At 67.3% G+C, this 17,139-nt stretch carries 11 protein-coding genes, 1 pseudogene and 1 riboswitch; of the genes and pseudogenes, 5 read left to right on the top strand and 7 right to left on the bottom strand.

What is annotated here, in order from left to right:
* Positions 1–25: 25 nt before the first annotated feature.
* A pseudogene (locus QQK25_RS24310) lies at positions 26–196 on the bottom strand (L-lactate permease); the annotation flags it as partial.
* 189 nt (positions 197–385) lie between these two features.
* Here QQK25_RS24310 and QQK25_RS06640 point away from each other — a divergent pair.
* A complete protein-coding gene (locus QQK25_RS06640) occupies positions 386–715 on the top strand; it encodes a YnfA family protein (RefSeq protein ID WP_284187226.1) in 330 nt (109 codons plus the stop codon).
* A gap of 333 nt (positions 716–1,048) precedes the next feature.
* Complete coding sequence (locus QQK25_RS06635) at positions 1,049–2,065, top strand: sensor domain-containing diguanylate cyclase (RefSeq protein WP_284187225.1); 1,017 nt, start codon at positions 1,049–1,051, stop codon at positions 2,063–2,065.
* 38 nt (positions 2,066–2,103) lie between these two features.
* Here the strand turns inward: QQK25_RS06635 and QQK25_RS06630 are convergent, their stop codons facing one another.
* From QQK25_RS06630 to QQK25_RS06605, 6 genes are all read right to left on the bottom strand, one after another.
* A complete protein-coding gene (locus tag QQK25_RS06630) occupies positions 2,104–5,070 on the bottom strand; it encodes a bacteriohemerythrin (protein ID WP_284187224.1) in 2,967 nt (988 codons plus the stop codon).
* A 317-nt stretch (positions 5,071–5,387) separates the two neighbouring features.
* Positions 5,388–7,034 carry an L-lactate permease gene (gene lldP, locus QQK25_RS06625; RefSeq protein WP_284187223.1) on the bottom strand — a complete coding sequence of 549 codons (1,647 nt, stop codon included), beginning with the start codon at positions 7,032–7,034 and terminating at the stop codon, positions 5,388–5,390.
* Between the two features lie 72 nt (positions 7,035–7,106).
* Entirely contained in the window at positions 7,107–9,884 is a 2,778-nt protein-coding gene (locus tag QQK25_RS06620) for an FAD-binding and (Fe-S)-binding domain-containing protein (RefSeq protein WP_284187222.1), read from the bottom strand.
* An 87-nt stretch (positions 9,885–9,971) separates the two neighbouring features.
* Positions 9,972–11,426 carry a LutB/LldF family L-lactate oxidation iron-sulfur protein gene (locus tag QQK25_RS06615; protein WP_438696428.1) on the bottom strand — a complete coding sequence of 485 codons (1,455 nt, stop codon included), beginning with the start codon at positions 11,424–11,426 and terminating at the stop codon, positions 9,972–9,974.
* Positions 11,423–12,097, bottom strand: coding sequence for a LutC/YkgG family protein (locus QQK25_RS06610; RefSeq protein WP_284187221.1), 675 nt, complete (start codon positions 12,095–12,097; stop codon positions 11,423–11,425). Before QQK25_RS06610 ends, QQK25_RS06615 begins: the two co-directional genes overlap by 4 nt.
* Positions 12,097–12,909 (bottom strand): (Fe-S)-binding protein, encoded by an 813-nt coding sequence (locus QQK25_RS06605; RefSeq protein ID WP_284187220.1) that lies wholly within the window; start codon positions 12,907–12,909, stop codon positions 12,097–12,099. The genes QQK25_RS06610 and QQK25_RS06605 overlap by 1 nt, the downstream gene beginning before the upstream one ends.
* 284 nt (positions 12,910–13,193) lie before the next feature.
* On the opposite strand from QQK25_RS06605, the gene QQK25_RS06600 reads away from it, so the two are divergent.
* The 3 genes from QQK25_RS06600 to QQK25_RS06590 all read left to right on the top strand — a co-directional run.
* Positions 13,194–13,970, top strand: a complete 777-nt coding sequence (locus QQK25_RS06600; RefSeq protein ID WP_284187219.1) for an FCD domain-containing protein — start codon at positions 13,194–13,196, stop codon at positions 13,968–13,970.
* A 74-nt stretch (positions 13,971–14,044) separates the two neighbouring features.
* On the top strand, positions 14,045–15,394 hold the full coding sequence (locus QQK25_RS06595) for a leucine-rich repeat-containing protein kinase family protein (RefSeq protein WP_284187218.1): 1,350 nt from the start codon (positions 14,045–14,047) through the stop codon (positions 15,392–15,394).
* Between the two features lie 72 nt (positions 15,395–15,466).
* Positions 15,467–15,553, top strand: a riboswitch (cyclic di-GMP riboswitch).
* Between the two features lie 167 nt (positions 15,554–15,720).
* Positions 15,721–17,139: DUF945 family protein (locus QQK25_RS06590; RefSeq protein ID WP_284187217.1), on the top strand; the 1,419-nt coding region annotated here is incomplete at its 3' end.

Genomic DNA, 17,139 nt, shown 5'->3' with positions numbered 1-17,139 from the left:
CATCCTGGAACTTGTCGTGCTTTGCTTACGGGATCATCCAGGTGAACACGTAGGCCTGCAGGGTGGTGATGATGCCCACCATGGCGGCAAACATCAGGCTGTGCTTGAGGGTGAAGCGGAACAGATCCGATTCCTTGCCCACCAGGCCGACGGCCGCGCAGGCGACGGCGATGGACTGCGGAGAGATCATCTTGCCGACGAAGTCGTCGCCGTGGGCCTGAAGAAGAAATCCGACCGCAAGCCGGTGCGCCGCAGCAAGCCCGACGCAACCAAATAAGCGCCCGCGCGCTGCCCGGGGCGTCATCCGGGCCGGCGCGCATCCAGCGCAAGGGGGTGTCCAACGTCGTCGTGCCAGAATGCCTCCGGCAAGCAACCGGAGATCACCATGGACCTGCTACGTGCAAGCGCCCTCTTCGCCGTCACCGCCCTCGCCGAGATCATCGGCTGCTACCTGCCGTGGCTCGTGCTGCGGCAGGGCAAGAGTGCATTCCTGCTGCTGCCGGCGGCGCTTTCCCTCGGCCTGTTCGCATGGCTGCTCACCCTCCACCCCACCGCCGCGGGCCGCACCTACGCCGCCTACGGCGGGATGTACATCGGCGTTGCGCTGCTGTGGCTGCGCTTTGTGGATGGCGTCGCGCTGACGCGCTGGGATGTAGCCGGCGCGGTGATCGCGCTGGTGGGGATGGGGGTGATCGTGGTGCAGCCGGGGCGCTGAAGGTCGCGCGGGCACGCGCAATGTCGGAGTCGACATTCAGATCCGACGGCGAGGTCGACCATGGTTGGTGTCGACCTCGCGATGCGCGGGTAGGTCTGGCGTGTCTGGAAGCGGCGCTTTCCCGACTTCATCTGCATCACGCCGATTAATGGCAGGGCCCCTGCGTCTGCCAAAACTGATCCATCGGGCGAGCCGGTCGTGTCGATGGATCGTACGCGGCGGCGACCGCAAGAGTGTCGTGAATCCCTGACACATTAGAGACTTATCAAGTTCCCTCTATGACTAAAGGTGTATAGTTTTCATACAAAAAGCCTTGCCGTCGAGAGATTGCGCATGCCTTCAAAAGAGCAGTTGCTGGACATCATTGCCATCCAGGCCGAGATCGCCCGGCTTGGGCTGGATCTGACCGCAACGATGGCCTTGGTGGTCGAGCGTACGCTGGGGCTGATTGAGGCGGATGGTGCCGCCATCGAGCTCGCCGATGGCGAAGAGATGGTCTATCGGGCTGGCGCGGGCATCGCTGCCAGCCAGTTGGGTTTGCGCTTGAAGGTAGGGGAGAGCTTGTCCTGCCTGTGCGTGAGATCCGGCGAGATCCTGCATTGCCGGGATTCGGAGAGCGATCCGCGGGTCGACCGGGACGCGTGCCGCGCGGTGGGGCTGCGGTCGATGATCGTGGTGCCGCTCCGGCATGAGGGTGAAGCGGTGGGCGTGCTGAAGGCGATGTCGCGGCAGCCGGACAAGTTCCGCGATGTGGACGTGCGGGCGCTGCGTCTGCTGTCGGAGGTGGTGGGCGCAGTGATGTATTTCGCGGCGAAGTACAACGTCGATGAGCTGTTCTACAAGGCCACCCACGACGCCATGACGGGGCTGGCCAACCGGGCGTTCTACATCGAGCGGCTGCGCAATACGCTGGCGCTGCACCGGCGGGACAAGCGCCCGGCCAGCGTGCTGATGATCGACATGGACGGGCTGAAACACCTCAACGATTCCTACGGGCATCGGGTGGGGGACGCCGCGATCATGGAGGTCGCCCGTCGCCTCACCGCCTGTGCGCGGGAATCCGACACCGTTGCCCGTCTCGGGGGCGACGAGTTCGGGATGATCTTCTCGCCGGTTGATCTGCCCGAAGGGGGAGAGATGCTGATGCACCGGATCGAGGATGAGATCGCGCGGCCACTGCAGTTCGAAGGCCGTTCGTATGCCCTGAGCGCAAGCGTCGGCAAGGCTGAGCTGCCGGCAGACGGGTTGGACGTGGATAGTCTGCTCGAGACCGCCGACCGGCGGATGTACCGGGTCAAGCGGCAGCATCACGGCGAGACGCGGCCTGGCGGCCTTTCCAGCTGCGCCTAGCAGGGGCGGGATGCGCCCGTCGTCGTCTCTGCCATACGTCAGGTCTTCATGAGCCACTCTGCCAGCGCGGCGTAGAGCCGTTCCGGGACGACCGGCTTGGTGATGAAGTCGTCCATGCCGGCTTCCAGGCAGCGGGCCTTGTCTTCGGCAAAGGCGTTGGCGGTCATGGCCAGAATGGGGGTGCGCTGGTTTCCGGGCATCTGACGAATGCGCCGCGTTGCGTCGAGGCCATCCATCTTTGGCATCTGCATGTCCATGAGGATCAATGCGTAAGCCTGGGTTTCGACACGCTGAATCGCTTCGAGGCCGTCGTCGGCGAAGTCGACCGACAGGCCCACGTCTTCGAGCAGCGCCTGGGTGATCTCCTGATTGATCGGCTCGTCCTCGGCAAGGAGGATGCGGCTGCCGGCAAACCGCTGCTTCAGGATCGTCTCGGCGTCCTGCGGGGAGGCGGTGGCGGCGTGACGGATTTCGGGCGTCCCCTGCTTGAGCCTGGCGGTGAACCAGAAGGTGCTGCCTGCGCCGGGTGTGCTCGATGCGCCCACCTCGCCGCCCATCAGCGCGGCGAGTCGCTTCGTGATGGCGAGGCCGAGGCCTGTCCCGCCGTACTGGCGGGTGGTGGTGGAGTCGGCCTGCTCGAACGCGGCGAAGAGGCGGGCGAGGGTGTCCGGCGCGACGCCGATCCCGGTGTCCTCGACCTCGAAGCGGACGAGCGTGCCGAGGGCGTCGTCGCCGATCCGCTTCGCGCGCAGGGTGACATGGCCGTGGTCGGTGAATTTGATGGCGTTGATCGCGTAGTTGAGCAGGGCCTGCTGGATGCGGGTCGGATCGCCGAGCAGGCCATCGGGAAAACGGTCTACCTCGGTGGTGAAGGTCAGGCCCTTGCCGTTGGCGCGCTCCCGGACGATCGAGCTCACGTTGCCGACGAGGCCTTCGATCCATACGTCGCGCTCTTCGAGCGAGAACTTGCCAGCCTCGATCTTGGAGAGATCGAGAATGGCGTTGAGCACGCTCAGGAGGTGTTCGCCCGCGCCCTCCAGCTTGTTCATGTGTTCGATCTGATCCGGCGCCAGGCCGCCCTTGCGGATGAGGTGGGCGAGGCCGGTGATCGCGTTGAGCGGGGTGCGGATCTCGTGGGACATGTTGGCCAGGAACGCGCTCTTGGCGACGTTGGCCGCTTCGGCCGCGGACTTGGCCTCCATGAGCTGCTGGGTGCGTTCCTCGACGAGGTTTTCGAGGTTCTGGCGATGGCGGGCCAGTTCTTCCTCGGCGCGCTTGCGTTCGGTCACGTCCATGTTGATGCCGGCGATCCGGTTGGGGTAGCCGCGGGCGTCGCGCTCGATCACCTTGCCCACCGCGTGGAACCAGATCCAGTCGCCGGATTTCGTCATGCGCCGATATTCCACTTCGATGGTCTGGTCGGTGGGGTGTCCATCGGCGAACAGCGCCAGCAGGCCGGGCCGGTCGTCCGGGTGGACGTGGGCCAGCCAGTTGTCCAGATTGGTCTCGAACTCGTCTGGCTCGTAACCCAGCAGCTGGGCGTAGGTCGGGCCGACATTGACCTCGCCGGTCTCCACGGTGACATCGAACCATTCCTGGCGGGCCGCGCTGAGGGCGAGGCGCAGACGCTCCTGACTCTGCCGGAGGGAATCCTGTGCGAGCTTGCGTTCGGTGATGTCGTCGTAGACGCCGACGATCCCGATGATCTCGTTGGCCACGTTGCGCAGCGGCACCTTGGCGGTCTGCAGCCAGATCGTGGCGCCGTCCGGGGTGGTCTGGGGTTCTTCGTAGGACAGCTTGGCGTGGCCCGAATCCATGACCGAGCGGTCGTCGGCCTGGTACAGGCCGGCCTGGGCTGACCAACCCATCTGGTAGTCGTCCTTGCCGAGGAGCTCTTCGGGCGATGACTTGCCGGCGTCGCGGGCAAACGGCGGATTGCAGCCCAGGTAGCGCAGGTCCCGGTCCTTCCAGAACACCCGCATCGGCACGTTGTTGATGACGGTCTGCAGGAGGAGATGGGATTCGCGTAGTTGCTGTTCGGCCTGCTCCCGTTCGGTGATGTCGTACAGCGTGACGAGGTGGAGGCTGTCCGCCACGACATTGAGCGACGACGCCGAGACCATCACGGTGCGCTGGCGGCCATCCTTGGTCAGCAGCCGGACCTCCAGGGGCACAAACGCCGTGCCGTCGCGTCTCGACGTTTCCAGCCGCTCCGTCCAGGCTGTGATGACGTGCCGGCAATAGTCCGGATCGGGGTAGGCGTGGTTCCACCACGCCCGGAGCGTCGGGATGTCGTCGTGCGTGTAGCCGAAGGCGTGGGTGAAGGCCGCATTGAGGTAGGTGATGTTTCCGCTGTCGTCGTTCAGCGCCATCGGCACGGGCGCCGCGTCGATGGTGGCGTGATAGCGCACTTCGCTGGCGCTCAGGGCGTCGTTGGCCACCTTGTGTCGGGCGATCTCGCGCATCAGATTGACGGTGTTGGTCGCCAGGGTGCGGTAGATGGTCAGGATCAGGTTGATCCACGTCTGCGTTTCACCGCTCATCCGCTCGGCGGCCTGACGTCGGGCCTGATCGGGCGGCAGGCCGGCGTGGATCGCCTGCACGGTGAAGGCCATGCGCTTGTCGGATTCGAGGATGTGCGATGCGAGCCAGCTGGCGAGAAACGCGAGGGTTTCCTGCACCAGCTCGTCGAGGGGCCTGACCGACTGTTGATCGATGAGGCCGCGGATGGTGTCGATGAAGCCGGCGTGCACCTGCCGGTGGCGGATCTCCTCCTCGGTTCCGGCCACATGGCTGTGCCAGATGTGCTCTTCGGTCTGGAAGTGATACACGGTGTAGCGCATCAGCTCGTCGAGGATGTGCCTGAGCTGGGCGCCGTCGCTTTTGTAGGCGACCTGACTGGCCAGCAGATTGAGGAGCGCGACGAGTTGACGGTGCTGCTGATCGATGTCGGTCAGCCCCGTCTCGAAACTATCGTTCCACGGAAAGATATCGATGGCTTGCATGTCGGGTTCAGGCAGATGCCCGCCGCGAGCAACCAGCCGCGTTGCAGGGCGGGCGGAACGGAATCATGAAATCTCCCAGGGCTGAACCGGATCGCGGTTTGGCGGACCGCCGCGCCGGGGGGGCGAGTCTTAACATCTTGCTGTATCGGCGGGCGATCCAGCAAGGTTTAGCCCGGCAAAGTGGCCGGGTGGTGCGACGACCGGTGGGGCGCCGCCTTGCCGGAGCGGGATGAAAAAAACGGCGACCGGATTTCTCCGGCCGCCGTCGAGGCTCCCAGGGGAACGCAATCCCCATCCTGAAACTTGTCGTGCTTGGCTTACGGGATCATCCAGGTGAACACGTAGGCCTGCAGCGTGGTGATGATGCCCACCATGGCGGCAAACATCAGGCTGTGCTTGAGGGTGAAGCGGAACAGATCCGATTCCTTGCCGACCAGCCCGACGGCCGCGCAGGCGACGGCGATGGACTGCGGGGAGATCATCTTGCCGGTCACGCCGCCGGTGGTGTTGGCCGCCACCAGCAGGGTGTCGGAGACGCCGACCTGATGCGCGGTGGTGGCCTGCAGCGAGCAGAACAGCGCGTTGGACGACGTGTCGGAGCCGGTGAGGAACACGCCCAGCCAGCCCAGGAAGGGCGAGAAGAACGGGAACAGCACGCCGGTACCGGCCAGCAGCAGGGCCAGGGTGGCGGACAGGCCGGAGTAGTTGGCCACGAAGGCGAAGGCCAGCACCATCCCGATGGAGTAGATCGGGCGCTTCAGCTCGATCACGGTTTCCTTCAGGGTCTTGGCGGCTTCGCTGGTGCGCATGCCCAGCACGACCATGGTGATCAGCGCGGCCAGGAAGATCGCGGTGCCGGTGGCGGAGAGGATGTCGAGCTTGTACACCGCGGCGTAAGGCGTGGCCTTGGCGACGATGGGTTCCATCTTGATGACCAGCTTGTCGAGCATCGGCACCGGGAACTGGAACACCAGCGAGTACAGCGGGCCGTCCTTGGCGAACAGGGCCTTGAAGGGCTTGAGGCTCCAGATGGTGACCATGACGGTCAGGATCAGGAAGGGCGACCAGGCCTTGGCGATCTGACCGAACTCATAGTGCTTCTCGGCGGGGCGCTCGGCGTTGGCCTTGTTGTCGAAACGGAAGATGCGCTTCGGCTTCCAGTTCTTCAGGAACACGGTGAGGCAGATCAGGCTGACCAGCGCGGAGGTGATGTCCGGCAGCTCAGGTCCGATGTAGTTGGCGGTGAAGAACTGGGTGACGGCGAAGCTCAGGCCAGCCACGATGATCGCCGGCCAGGTTTCCTTGATGCCGCGCCAGCCGTCCATCATGGCGACGAGCCAGAACGGGACGATGACGGACAGCAGCGGCAGCTGACGGCCGGCCATCTGGCCGATCTTGAACGGGTCGATGCCGGTCACCTGACCGCCCACGATGATGGGGATGCCCATGGCGCCGAAGGCCACCGGGGCGGTGTTGGCGATGAGGCACAGGCCCGCGGCGTACAGGGGGTTGAAGCCCAGGCCCACCAGCAGCGCGGCGGTGATCGCCACCGGGGCGCCAAAGCCGGCCGCACCTTCGAGGAAGGCGCCGAAGGAGAAGCCGACGAGCAGCATCTGCAGGCGCTGGTCATCGGTGATCGACACCACCGAGGCCCGGATGATGTCGAACTGCCCGGTCTTGACGGTGATCTTGTAGAGGAACACCGCCGCGATGATGATCCACGCGATGGGCCACAGGCCGTACAGGAAGCCGTAGCCGGCCGACGCCAATGCCATTTCCACCGGCATCTTGTAGAAGAAGATGGCCACCGCCAGGGCGATGGCGACGGTGATGGTGCCGGCGATGTGCCCCTTCATCCGCAGCACCGCGAGGGCCACGAAGAAGAAGATGATCGGCAGCGCGGCGACCAGCGACGACAACCATAGGTTGCCCGCGGGGTCGTAAATCTGCATCCAGGTTTGCATTCGGTGTTTCCTCCTTTGGTGAATGCGGGTGTTTCGGATTGGGGTGAGACGGGTTCTTTCGGTGTCCGGGGATCAGCAGGTGGCGAGGCGCGCGGCCTCCTCGCTGCATTCGTCGAGCAGATGGACGATGGAGCGGTAGGGCAGTCCGGTGGCGTTGGTGAGGCCGATCTCGCAGGTCTGGTTGCTCGAATAGCCGCCGCAGCAGCCGGCGGGCACCTCGAGCTTGCGAAGGGCGTGGGCGTTGAGCTCCGGCACCACGAAGCCCCGGTCGCCGCCGAACCCGCAGCACTTCACTTCGGGCGGCATCACGGGTTGCACGGCGCAGGCGGCGGCGAGCTGCTTCAACTTGCCCTCGAAGCCCATGCGGCGGGCCGAGCAGTTGAGGTGGATCAGCACCGGGTCGGACTTCTTCTGGAGCATCAGGCGCGGCAGCAGCGCGTCGTGGGCAAACTCCACCAGATCGAACACCGGCAGGCGTTCGGCGAGGAAGGTCTTCATGCGCAGGCTGCAGGCGCTGGCGTCGAGCACGATGGGGTACTTGCCGTTGTCGCTGGCCTTGCGTAGCGCGGCTTCGAGCTGGGCCGACTTGCGGTCGGCGTCGTCGGCCATGCCCTTGCTGGCGAAGGACTGGCCGCAGCACAGCTCGTTGACGCCTTCGGGGATGATCGGGGCGTAGCCGGCGCGTTCCAGCACGCGGATGACAGTGGCCGAGAGAGCGTGCTCGGGCGTGTCGGCGCCGAACATCCGGCCGGCGCAGGTGGGGAAGTACACCACCTTGTCGCCGTCGCTGCGGGTGGCGCGGTAGGTGAGGGGCTGCGGCGTGGGCATGCCTTCCTTCCACTTGCCGCCGGTGAGGCGCCCGAGGGCCTTGGGCCCGACGATGGCTTCGGCCAGATGCCCGGCCTTGAGCGCGGTGCGGGCCAGGGCCTGGGTGGCGCCGAAGTGATCCGCAGCGAGCTTGCCCAGCTGGCGGGCCACGCCGGAGAGGTTCTCGCCGCGCACGGCGCGGGTCAGGGCGCCGGTCTCGATGCCCACCGGGCAGGCGGTGGAGCACAGCCCGCAGGTGGCGCAGGTGTCGAGGCCCATGTAGAGGTAATCCTCGCCCAGCTGGCCCGGCGCCTCGCCGGCGGCCTGGCGGCGCGAGAGCTCGCGCCAGCCGACGATGCGCTGGCGCGGCGACAGGGTGAGGCCGTGGGACGGGCACTGGGGCTCGCAGAAGCCGCATTCGATGCAGCGATCCACCGGCGCGTAGAGCTGGCCGGCGGCGGGCATGGGCTTGAGGTGCTTGAGGTGGGCCTGGGGATCGTCGTTGATGATCACGCCGGGGTTGAGCAGGCCTTCCGGGTCGAACAGGGCCTTGATCTCCTTCATCAGGCCGTAGGCCTGGGTGCCCCATTCGAGCTCGACGAAGGGCGCCATGTTGCGGCCGGTGCCGTGCTCGGCCTTCAGCGAGCCGTCGTACTTCTCGACCAGCATCGCGCACACGTCGTCCATGAAGGCGGCGTAGCGGGCGACTTCGGACTCGATGCCGAAATCCTGGGTGAACACGAAGTGGACGTTCCCCTCCAGCGCGTGGCCGAAGATGATGGCTTCGGTATAGCCGTGCTTGGCGAAGAGCTGCTGCAGATCCAGGCAGGCGGCGGCGAGATCCGGCACCGCTACGGCCACGTCCTCGATGATGACGGTGGTGCCGGGCTTGCGCACCGCGCCCACGGCCGGGAAGGTGCCCTTGCGCACGTTCCACAGGCGGTCGATCTCGGCCGGGTTGGTGGTGAAGGAGGGGGCTTCGATCAGCGGGTAGGGGGCGAGCTCGGCCAGCACGGCGTCGATGCGGCGCTGGAGATCGGGGGCGTCCGGCGCGCGGGTCTCGATCAGCAGCGCGGTGGCGCCGTCGGCCAGGGTCTTGAGGAGCGGCGGCATGCCCGGCTTGTCGGCCACGGCGCGCAGGGAGGCGCGGTCGAGCAGCTCGACCGCATCCACCGGCTGTTGCTTGAGGCCGACCACCGCGCGGCAGGCGGTCTCCATGTCGGCGAAGAACACCAGCGCGCTGGCCTTGTGGGCGTATTCGGGCACGGTCTGGTAGGTGACTTCGGAGATGAAGCCGAGGGTGCCTTCCGAGCCGATCATCAGGTGCGACAGGATGTCGATCGGGTCGGAGTAATCCACCAGCGCGTTGAGGCTGTAGCCGGTGGTGTTCTTGATCTTGTATTTGGTGCGGATGCGCTCGGCCAGCGCGTGGTTGGCGCGCACCTCGTCGGAGAGCCGGGCGAGGCTGTCGAGGAGCATCCCGTGGCTGGCGTGGAAGGCGTTGCGGCTGGCGGCGTCGCCGGTGTCGAGCACGGTGCCGTCGGCCAGCAGCACGCGGATCGAGGCGAGGGTGCGGTAGCTGTTCTGGGCGGTGCCGCAGCACATGCCGGAGCTGTTGTTGGCGGCGATCCCACCGATCTTGGCGGCGTTGATCGACGCGGGATCGGGGCCGATCTTGCGGCCCAGGGGGGCGAGGCGGCGATTCACCTCGGCGCCGACGATGGCCGGGCCGACCTTGACGGTGGCGCCGTCCGGGGCGATGCGGCAGGTGGCGAGGCCTTCGCCCAGCAGCACCAGCACCCCATCGGTGACGGCCTGCCCGCAAAGGCTGGTGCCGGCGGCGCGGAAGGTGACCGGCCGGCTGTGGGTGCGGGCCAGCTCCACCACGTCGCGCACTTCGTTTTCGTCTTCCACCTCCGCCACGACCTCGGGGATCAGGCGATAGAAGCTGCCGTCGGTGCCGTAGGCAAGGCGGCGCAGTTCGTCGGTAATCACGCGGTGGGCGGGCAGCCGTTGGCGCAGGGCGTCGATGAGAGCGGACATGGCGGGTCCTCCCGTCAGGGATGAGGTTTCGGTTTGGGCGGTAGTGGGGGTGGGGCGACGGATGTCGCCCCGGGGCGGATCAGGCCGCTATCGTCGGTCGCGGACCATGTCCCTCAGCCTTCGCGGAGCGGGTGTCAGGGGCGTACGGGCGGCGGTCCAGCCGGCCTGATTCTTCGGCGCAAGGGCACGGAAGCGGCTCGCCAGCCAGCTGAAGGCCCGGTAGCTGCCAGGGCGGCTGTACACGCGGGCCCACATCCGCCAGACGAAAGTCGTGAGTGCGCTGTAGCCGGCGCCCTGGCCGACCATCGCCGGGTTGGCGTGGGGTTCGGACTGGGCCTCCTCGCGAAGGCGGATGAGCAGCTCGGGGATGGGGATCTTCACCGGGCAGACTTCGCCGCAGGCGCCGCACAGGGTGGAGGCGGTGGGCAGCAGGTGGGTCTGCTCCAGCCCCATCATGTGGGGCGAGATGATCTTGCCGATGGGGCCGGGGTAGGTGGTGCCGTAGGCGTGGCCGCCGATGCGGGTGTAGACCGGGCAGTGGTTCATGCAGGCGCCGCAGCGGATGCACTGCAGCGTCTTTCTCAGCTGTTCGTCGGCGTAGGCCTGGGAGCGGCCGTTGTCGAGGAGGACGAGGTGCACCTCTTCGGGGCCGTCCTTCTCGGTGGCCTTGCGCGGGCCGGAGATCATGTTGAAGTAGGTGGACACCGCCTGGCCGGTGGCCGAGCGGGTGAGGATGGAGAACAGCGGCGCCACGTGCTCCAGCTTCTCGACCACCTTCTCGATGCCGGTGATGGCGATGTGGACCTTGGGCACCGTGGTGCACATCCGGCCGTTGCCTTCGTTCTCCACGAGGCACAGGGTGCCGGTTTCGGCCACGGCAAAGTTGACGCCGGAGAGGCCGATGTCGGCGATCTCGAACTTCTCGCGCAGCACGCGGCGGCCGATCTGGATCAGCGCGTCCACGTTGTCGGTGTATTGCACGCCGGGGATGTGCTCGGCGAACAGCTTGGCGATCTGCTGCTTGGTCTGGTGGATCGCCGGCATGATGATGTGCGAGGGCTTCTCGCCGGCCAGCTGGACGATGTATTCGCCCATGTCGGATTCGAGTGCGCCCACGCCGGCGGCTTCCATCGCGTGGTTGAACTCGATTTCCTCGCTCACCATCGACTTGCCTTTGACGATCAGCTTGGCCTGATGGCGCTGGGCGATGCCGAGCATGATCGCGTTGGCTTCTTCGGGCGTCTCGGCCCAGTGCACCTTCACGCCGTTGGCGGTGAGATTGGCTTCGAGCTGCTCCAGCAGATCCGGCAGGCGGGTAAGGCTGTACTGGCGGATGGCTTCGGACAGGCTGCGCAGGGAATCGAGCTCGTCGCCGTCGGGAAACTGGGCGGCGCGCTTGGCCATGAGGAAATCCATCGCGCCGCGGAAGCTGCTGCGCAGGTGGGCGTCGTTCACAGCATCGTGCATCCGCTCCCGAAGCTGCTTGGCGGAGACGAAGGCGATCGGCTTGCCGGTGTCGGCACTGGCGTTGGGCGCGCTCATTGGGGCTCTCCTTCGGCGTGGGTGACGATCACGATCAGCTCCTTCGGGCCGTGGGCGCCGTAGGCCAGGGTCTGCTGGATGTCGGCGGTCTTGGACGGGCCGGAGATCAGCAGCGCGTTGGTCGGCATGCCGGCCGACCAGCCTTCGGCGCGGATCGCGTCGAAGAAGGTGGGCTGGATGGTGCGGGCGTCGAGCAGCGCAAAGTGCACCGGCGGCACCAGCGACAGGGTGCGCGGCTCGGCGTCGGACGGCCACAGGATCAGGCTGCCGGTCTCGGCGATGGCGCCGCGGGCCTGGGTGAAGCCGGCGCCGACGCGGTGGAACAGGTCGGCCTTGAGGTCTTCAACCTTGCCGGCCCACGGGCGGAGCTGGGTGCCGGCGAAGGTGGTGGAATCCAGACGGCGGCCGGCGGGGGTGTCATCGCCGTAGAGCAGGGTGCCGACGGCCTTCTCGACGCACAGCCGGGCCAGCAGCGCGGGCCAGTCGGCTTCGGTGGAGAAATGCACTTCGGCGTGGAAGGCCTCGATGCCGGCCTTGAAGCGCGCGGCGCGCTCGGCGACGGATTCGCCGCGGGCGCGGGGCGCGAAGTGTTCGTCGAGGCTGGGCAGCGGGTTGGGCGTGGCCGGCTGGGCGCCGCGCAGCTTGGCGAGGATGCGGTCGCGGGCGCTCATTATTGCTTTCCTCCGGTGCGGCGCAGCAGGAAGGTGGCCAGGTGCTCGCCGGGCAGCGACGGCGTGGCGCGGCCGGCGTTCTGGTCTTCGAGGGCGGCGCGCTTGGTGATGTTGAGCATGCAGCCGCAGTCGGCGGTCACCATCTGCTTGGCGCCGGTGGCCTTCAGGGAGGCGACCTTGTCGGTGACCATCGCGGTGGAGATGTCCGGGTGCTTCAAGGAGAAGCTGCCGCCGAAGCCGCAGCACTCGGATTCGTGATCGTGGATCGCCAGGCTGACGTTGCCGAGGCGTGACAGCAGCTCGCGGCCGACCAGCAGCGTGCCCATCTCGCGGCGGGCCGAGCAGGAGGTGTGCAGCGCGACGGTGGTTGGCTCGCCCTGGTCGGGGCGCTTGAAGTCGAGCACATGCACCAGAAACTCGGCGAGCTCGAAGGTGCGGGCCGAGATGGCGGCGGCGCGGGCGGCCAGGCCGGCGTCGTCGCCGATCACCTTCTCCCAGTGCCAGCGGATCATCCCGGCGCAGGAGCCGGAGGGCACCACGATGGGGTAGTCCTCGGGGAAGAGATCGAGCTGGGCGGCGACGACTTCGCGCGCCTCGGCCGGAAAGCCGCTGGTGAAGGCCGGCTGGCCGCAGCAGGTCTGGTTGTCGGGGAAGATCACCCGGACGCCTTCCCGCTCGAGCAGGGTGATGGCGTCCATGCCCGCCTCGGGCACGAAGAGATCTACCAGACAGGTGGCGTAGAAATACACCGCCTGCGGGCGCGGGGGGTAAGTGCGCGCGGAGTGTCCGGCGCCGTGGGTCGGTCTGCTCATGGGTCTCCTCCAGTCCTTGCCGCTTGGAAACGGAATTCTGTTCCGTCGCTGCGGCTATTGGCCAGATGATTCTGGATGGTGTCGGTAAATTGGTAAGACCAATTAAACCGCTGAGGAAAAATCTACCCGCGCGCCCCGTCGAAGTCAATCCTCTACATAAGTCAAACCACTGATTTTTGGGTGATCTAGGGGTAAACGACTAGGTTTTACGCCCTGCTGGCTTGAGGTTCATCAAGACTTGGAGTTAGTATTTTGGTAAGACCAATTTTTAGGGTGAAATGACCATGGCGAAAATCGCCGTCCAGCGGCTCTCCGACACCATCGCCCACGAACTCGAACGGCGCATCCTCGAAGGCGCCCTCAAGCCCGGCGATCGCCTGCAGCCCGAGCGCGAGCTGGCCGCCGAGCTGGGCGTGTCGCGCCCGTCGCTGCGCGAGGCGATCCAGAAGCTGGTGTCCAAGGGCCTGCTCCACAGCCGCCAGGGCGGCGGCACCTATGTGACCGACCGGCTCGACGCCGGCTTCACCGACCCGTGGGGCGAGATGCTCCGCCAGCACCCCAACATCCAGGTGGACCTGCTGGAGTTTCGCGGCATGCTCGAATCCGAGGCCGCCGCCCTGGCCGCCCGCCGCGCCACCGACGCCGACATCCAGCGCATCGGCGAGGCCTACGCGCGGGTCGAGCGGCTGTTCGCCCAGGGGCCGTCGGCCGAGGTTTTCGAAGAGCAGGTGCGGGCCGATCTGGCCTTCCACCAGGCCATCGCTGAAGCCGCCCACAACGTGATGATCGGCCACCTCACCGCCAGCCTGTTCCGTGTGACTCACGACCACATCGACCGCAACCTGCGCCACCTGCGCCGGCTGGAGGACGACTGGCAGGAGCTGCGCGAGCAGCACGCGGCGATCTGGGACGCGGTGAAGCGCCGCGACCCGGTGGCTGCCCAGGCGGCGGTGCGCCGGCACATGACCTTCGTCGAGGAGAGCATGCTGGCCCGCGCCCAGCACGAAGAGCGCGAGAGCCGCGCGCGGGTGACGCGCAAGCTGGCCCCCCAGGGCGCCTGAATGGCGCGCCCGCCGGCACCGGATGTGGGTAATTCTCGAGCGTCTGGCGACCGGCCGACCGCTAGAATCGCCGCTTGCCCACCACGTCGTCATCCTCTGCCCCGATGCACACCCTCGAACAGCTGCGTGCAGGCGCGCTCGCCGGCGCCCGTCACCTCAAGCTCGCCTGCGGCCTGCGCGATTTCCCGCGGGAAATCTTCGAGCTCGCCGATACGCTGGAGATCCTCGATCTGGCGGGCAATGAACTCACCACCCTGCCGGACGACCTGTCGCGGCTCACCCGGCTGCGGGTGCTGTTCTGCTCGGGCAACCCCTTCGAGGTGCTGCCCGAGGTGCTGGGCCGCTGCCCCGCGCTGCAGATGATCGGCTTCAAGTCGTGCCGGCTGCACACCGTGCCGGACGCCGCCCTGCCGCCCACCCTGCGCTGGCTGATCCTCACCGACAACCGCATCGAAACCCTGCCCGCCGGCATCGGCCGCTGCACCGGGCTGCGCAAGCTGGCGCTGGCGGGCAACCGGCTCACCGCGTTGCCGCCGGAAATGGCGGCGTGCACGTCCCTCGAGCTGCTGCGCATCGCCGCCAACCGCATCGCCGCCTTCCCCGACTGGCTGCTCGATCTGCCCCGGCTGGCGTGGCTGGCCTATGCCGGCAATCCCTTCTGCGCCACCCTCGACGCCGCCTGGCAGGCCGAGGCTCACACCCGGCCGGTGCCGTGGGTCGCGCTGGCGACTGACGGGGTGCTGGGCGAAGGCGCGTCCGGGGTGATCCACCGGGCGGCGTGGTCGGCGCCGGAAGGCGCGCGGGCCGTGGCGGTGAAGCTCTTCAAGGGCGAAGTGACCAGCGACGGCCTGCCGGCCAGCGAGCGGGCCGCCTGCGTGGGGGCGGGCAGCCACCCGCAGCTGATCCCGGTGCTGGGCGAGGTGACCGGCCATCCGGCCGACACCGCCGGGCTGGTGATGGCGCTCATCGACCCCGCCTTCCGCAGCCTCGCCGGGCCGCCCAGCCTCGACACCTGCACCCGTGACGTGTATCCCGCGGATGCCCGCTTCACGCCCGCCACGGCGCTCGCCATCGCCCGGGGCATCGCCGCCGCCGCTGCGCATTTGCATCAGCGGGGCATCGTGCATGGCGATCTGTACGCCCACAACATCCTGCACGACGGGGAGGGGCGGGTTTTTCTGGGCGATTTCGGCGCGGCGTCCTTCGTCTCGCCGGCCGACCCGGCCCGCGCCCGCCGGCTTGAGCAGATGGAGGTACGCGCCTTCGGCTGCCTGCTCGAAGAACTGGCCGAGCGCACGGCACCCGGTGTGCTGTGCGACGGGCTGGCGGCCCTCGCTGCGCGTTGCCTCGGGGCGGTGCCGGCGCTACGGCCGGGCTTCGACGAGATCGTCCGCCATCTGGATGGGCTGGCCGTCGCAGCCTGATTGCATGGCGCTGGTGGGGGCGCCGTGACAAAAGTCGGCCCGCGCTCGCGCCACAAGTTGTAAGATCAAGTTACGAGAAAAAGGCAAACGGGGTGAGAACCCCGGACGCAAAGCTTCGGATCCTAACCTGCACCCAGGAAGGATGGCCGGGTTCCCTCAGCGCTGGTGCGTTCGCACCCGCGTCGGTTTTCCGTGCTGTCCGCACTTTCTCCTCGTGTCTTGCCGATCCAGGCCGTTCGCTGATCCCGTCAGCCGTCCTGACGCCTTCTCTCGTGCGTTTCGTACGCGATCTTTCCATTTGCGCCGCCCGTCGGCGGGAGAACGACATGAGCAAGGACAACAAGAAAATTCTCATCGCAGCCGGCGGTATCGGCATCGTTGTGGCAGGCTGGCTCGGTGCCAGCGTTTATGTGGGCAGCGTGGCCGAACGGGAGATACGGGCCTTCGCCGCCAAACCCTCGTCCGAGACCGGGGTGCGCGTGCGCAATCTTCAGCACAGCAGCGGGCTGTTCTCTGCCACCGGCTCCTTCGGGCTGGAGGTGGTGGATCAGTGTTCCAGTGGCGAGGGCGGCCAGCGCCCGGCGCTGGAGGTCGAATATTCCCTCGCCAACCTGGTGCTGCCCTCCGCGCCCCTGCGCGTGACCTGGAGCGCCAAGCCCACCGGCGAACTCGCCGCCGCGCTGGCCGAGCTCTTCGGCCCCAGCCTCAAGCTGCAGGGCAACGGCGACGTGAGCTACGGCGGCGATTTCCGCTCGGCCATGTCGCTGCCCGAGCTCGCCCTCGACCAGGGCGGCCAGAAGCTCACCATCGCGCCCTCCAGCGGCAACCTCGCCGTCGGCAAGACCGCGCTGGCGGTCAATTGGGGCATCGACAAGCTGCTCACCCGTGGCAACGGCGAAGCCGTCGAACTGGGCAAGATCGCCCTCGACGTGGATCTGAAGAACCGCTACCTGGGCACCGGCTCGTCGTCGCTGTCCATCGAGCGCATCGCCACCAGCCACGGCTCGGCCGAAGGCTTCCGCCACGCCACCCTGGTGACCGAAGATGGCGAGCGCCTCAACGCCCAGGTCACCGAGAGCCTGCGTGCCGCGTCCTTCGGCGGCGAGACGGTGAAGGATCTGACCCTCGAGATGGCGATCCGCGATCTCGACAAGCGCAGCATCGAAACCATCAGTCGCCTGTTTGGCGACACCTGCGGCCTGCAGAACATGACCTCGGACGAGGACGAAACCTTCCGCAAGGCCCTGCGCACCCTGATGACCCAGGGCTTCTCCTTCGGCATTCCCAAGCTCGCCGGCACGGTGGGCCAGGGCAGCCTGGAGGGCAAGCTGATGGTCGAGGCCCGCAAGTCCATGTCGGCGTCGGCGCCGATCTCCCTGGCGAACATGCTCAAGGCCTCCGGCGAGATGGTGCTGAAGGGCAAGGTGCTGGATGCCGGCAAGCTGCAGACGGTGCAGGCCATGGGTTTCACCCAGGGCCCGGACGGCAGCCTGAAGGGCAGCTTCGAGTACGCAGAGGGCGTGCTGCGCACCAATGGCCGGATCTTCGATGGCAGCGCCGTGCAGGCCAGCCTGGGCGGCGCGGATCAGGTGCTCAACGCCTTCCTCGACAAGCCGAAGCTGGCCGCCAACGCCGCGCAAGTCGAATCCCTGCAGGCGCCCGCGCCGATCATCGCCGACGAAGAGCCCGAAGTCGCCGAAGCGCCGGCCGCCGCGCCCGCCGCAGCCCCCGCGCCCGTGGCCGCG

The sequence above is a fragment of the Zoogloea oryzae genome (genome assembly GCF_030161255.1).
In the GTDB taxonomy this organism is placed as follows: Bacteria; Pseudomonadota; Gammaproteobacteria; order Burkholderiales; family Rhodocyclaceae; genus Zoogloea; species Zoogloea oryzae.
The sequence above is the reverse complement of the archived record's forward strand: the minus strand, read 5'-3'. Positions and strand labels throughout refer to the sequence as shown.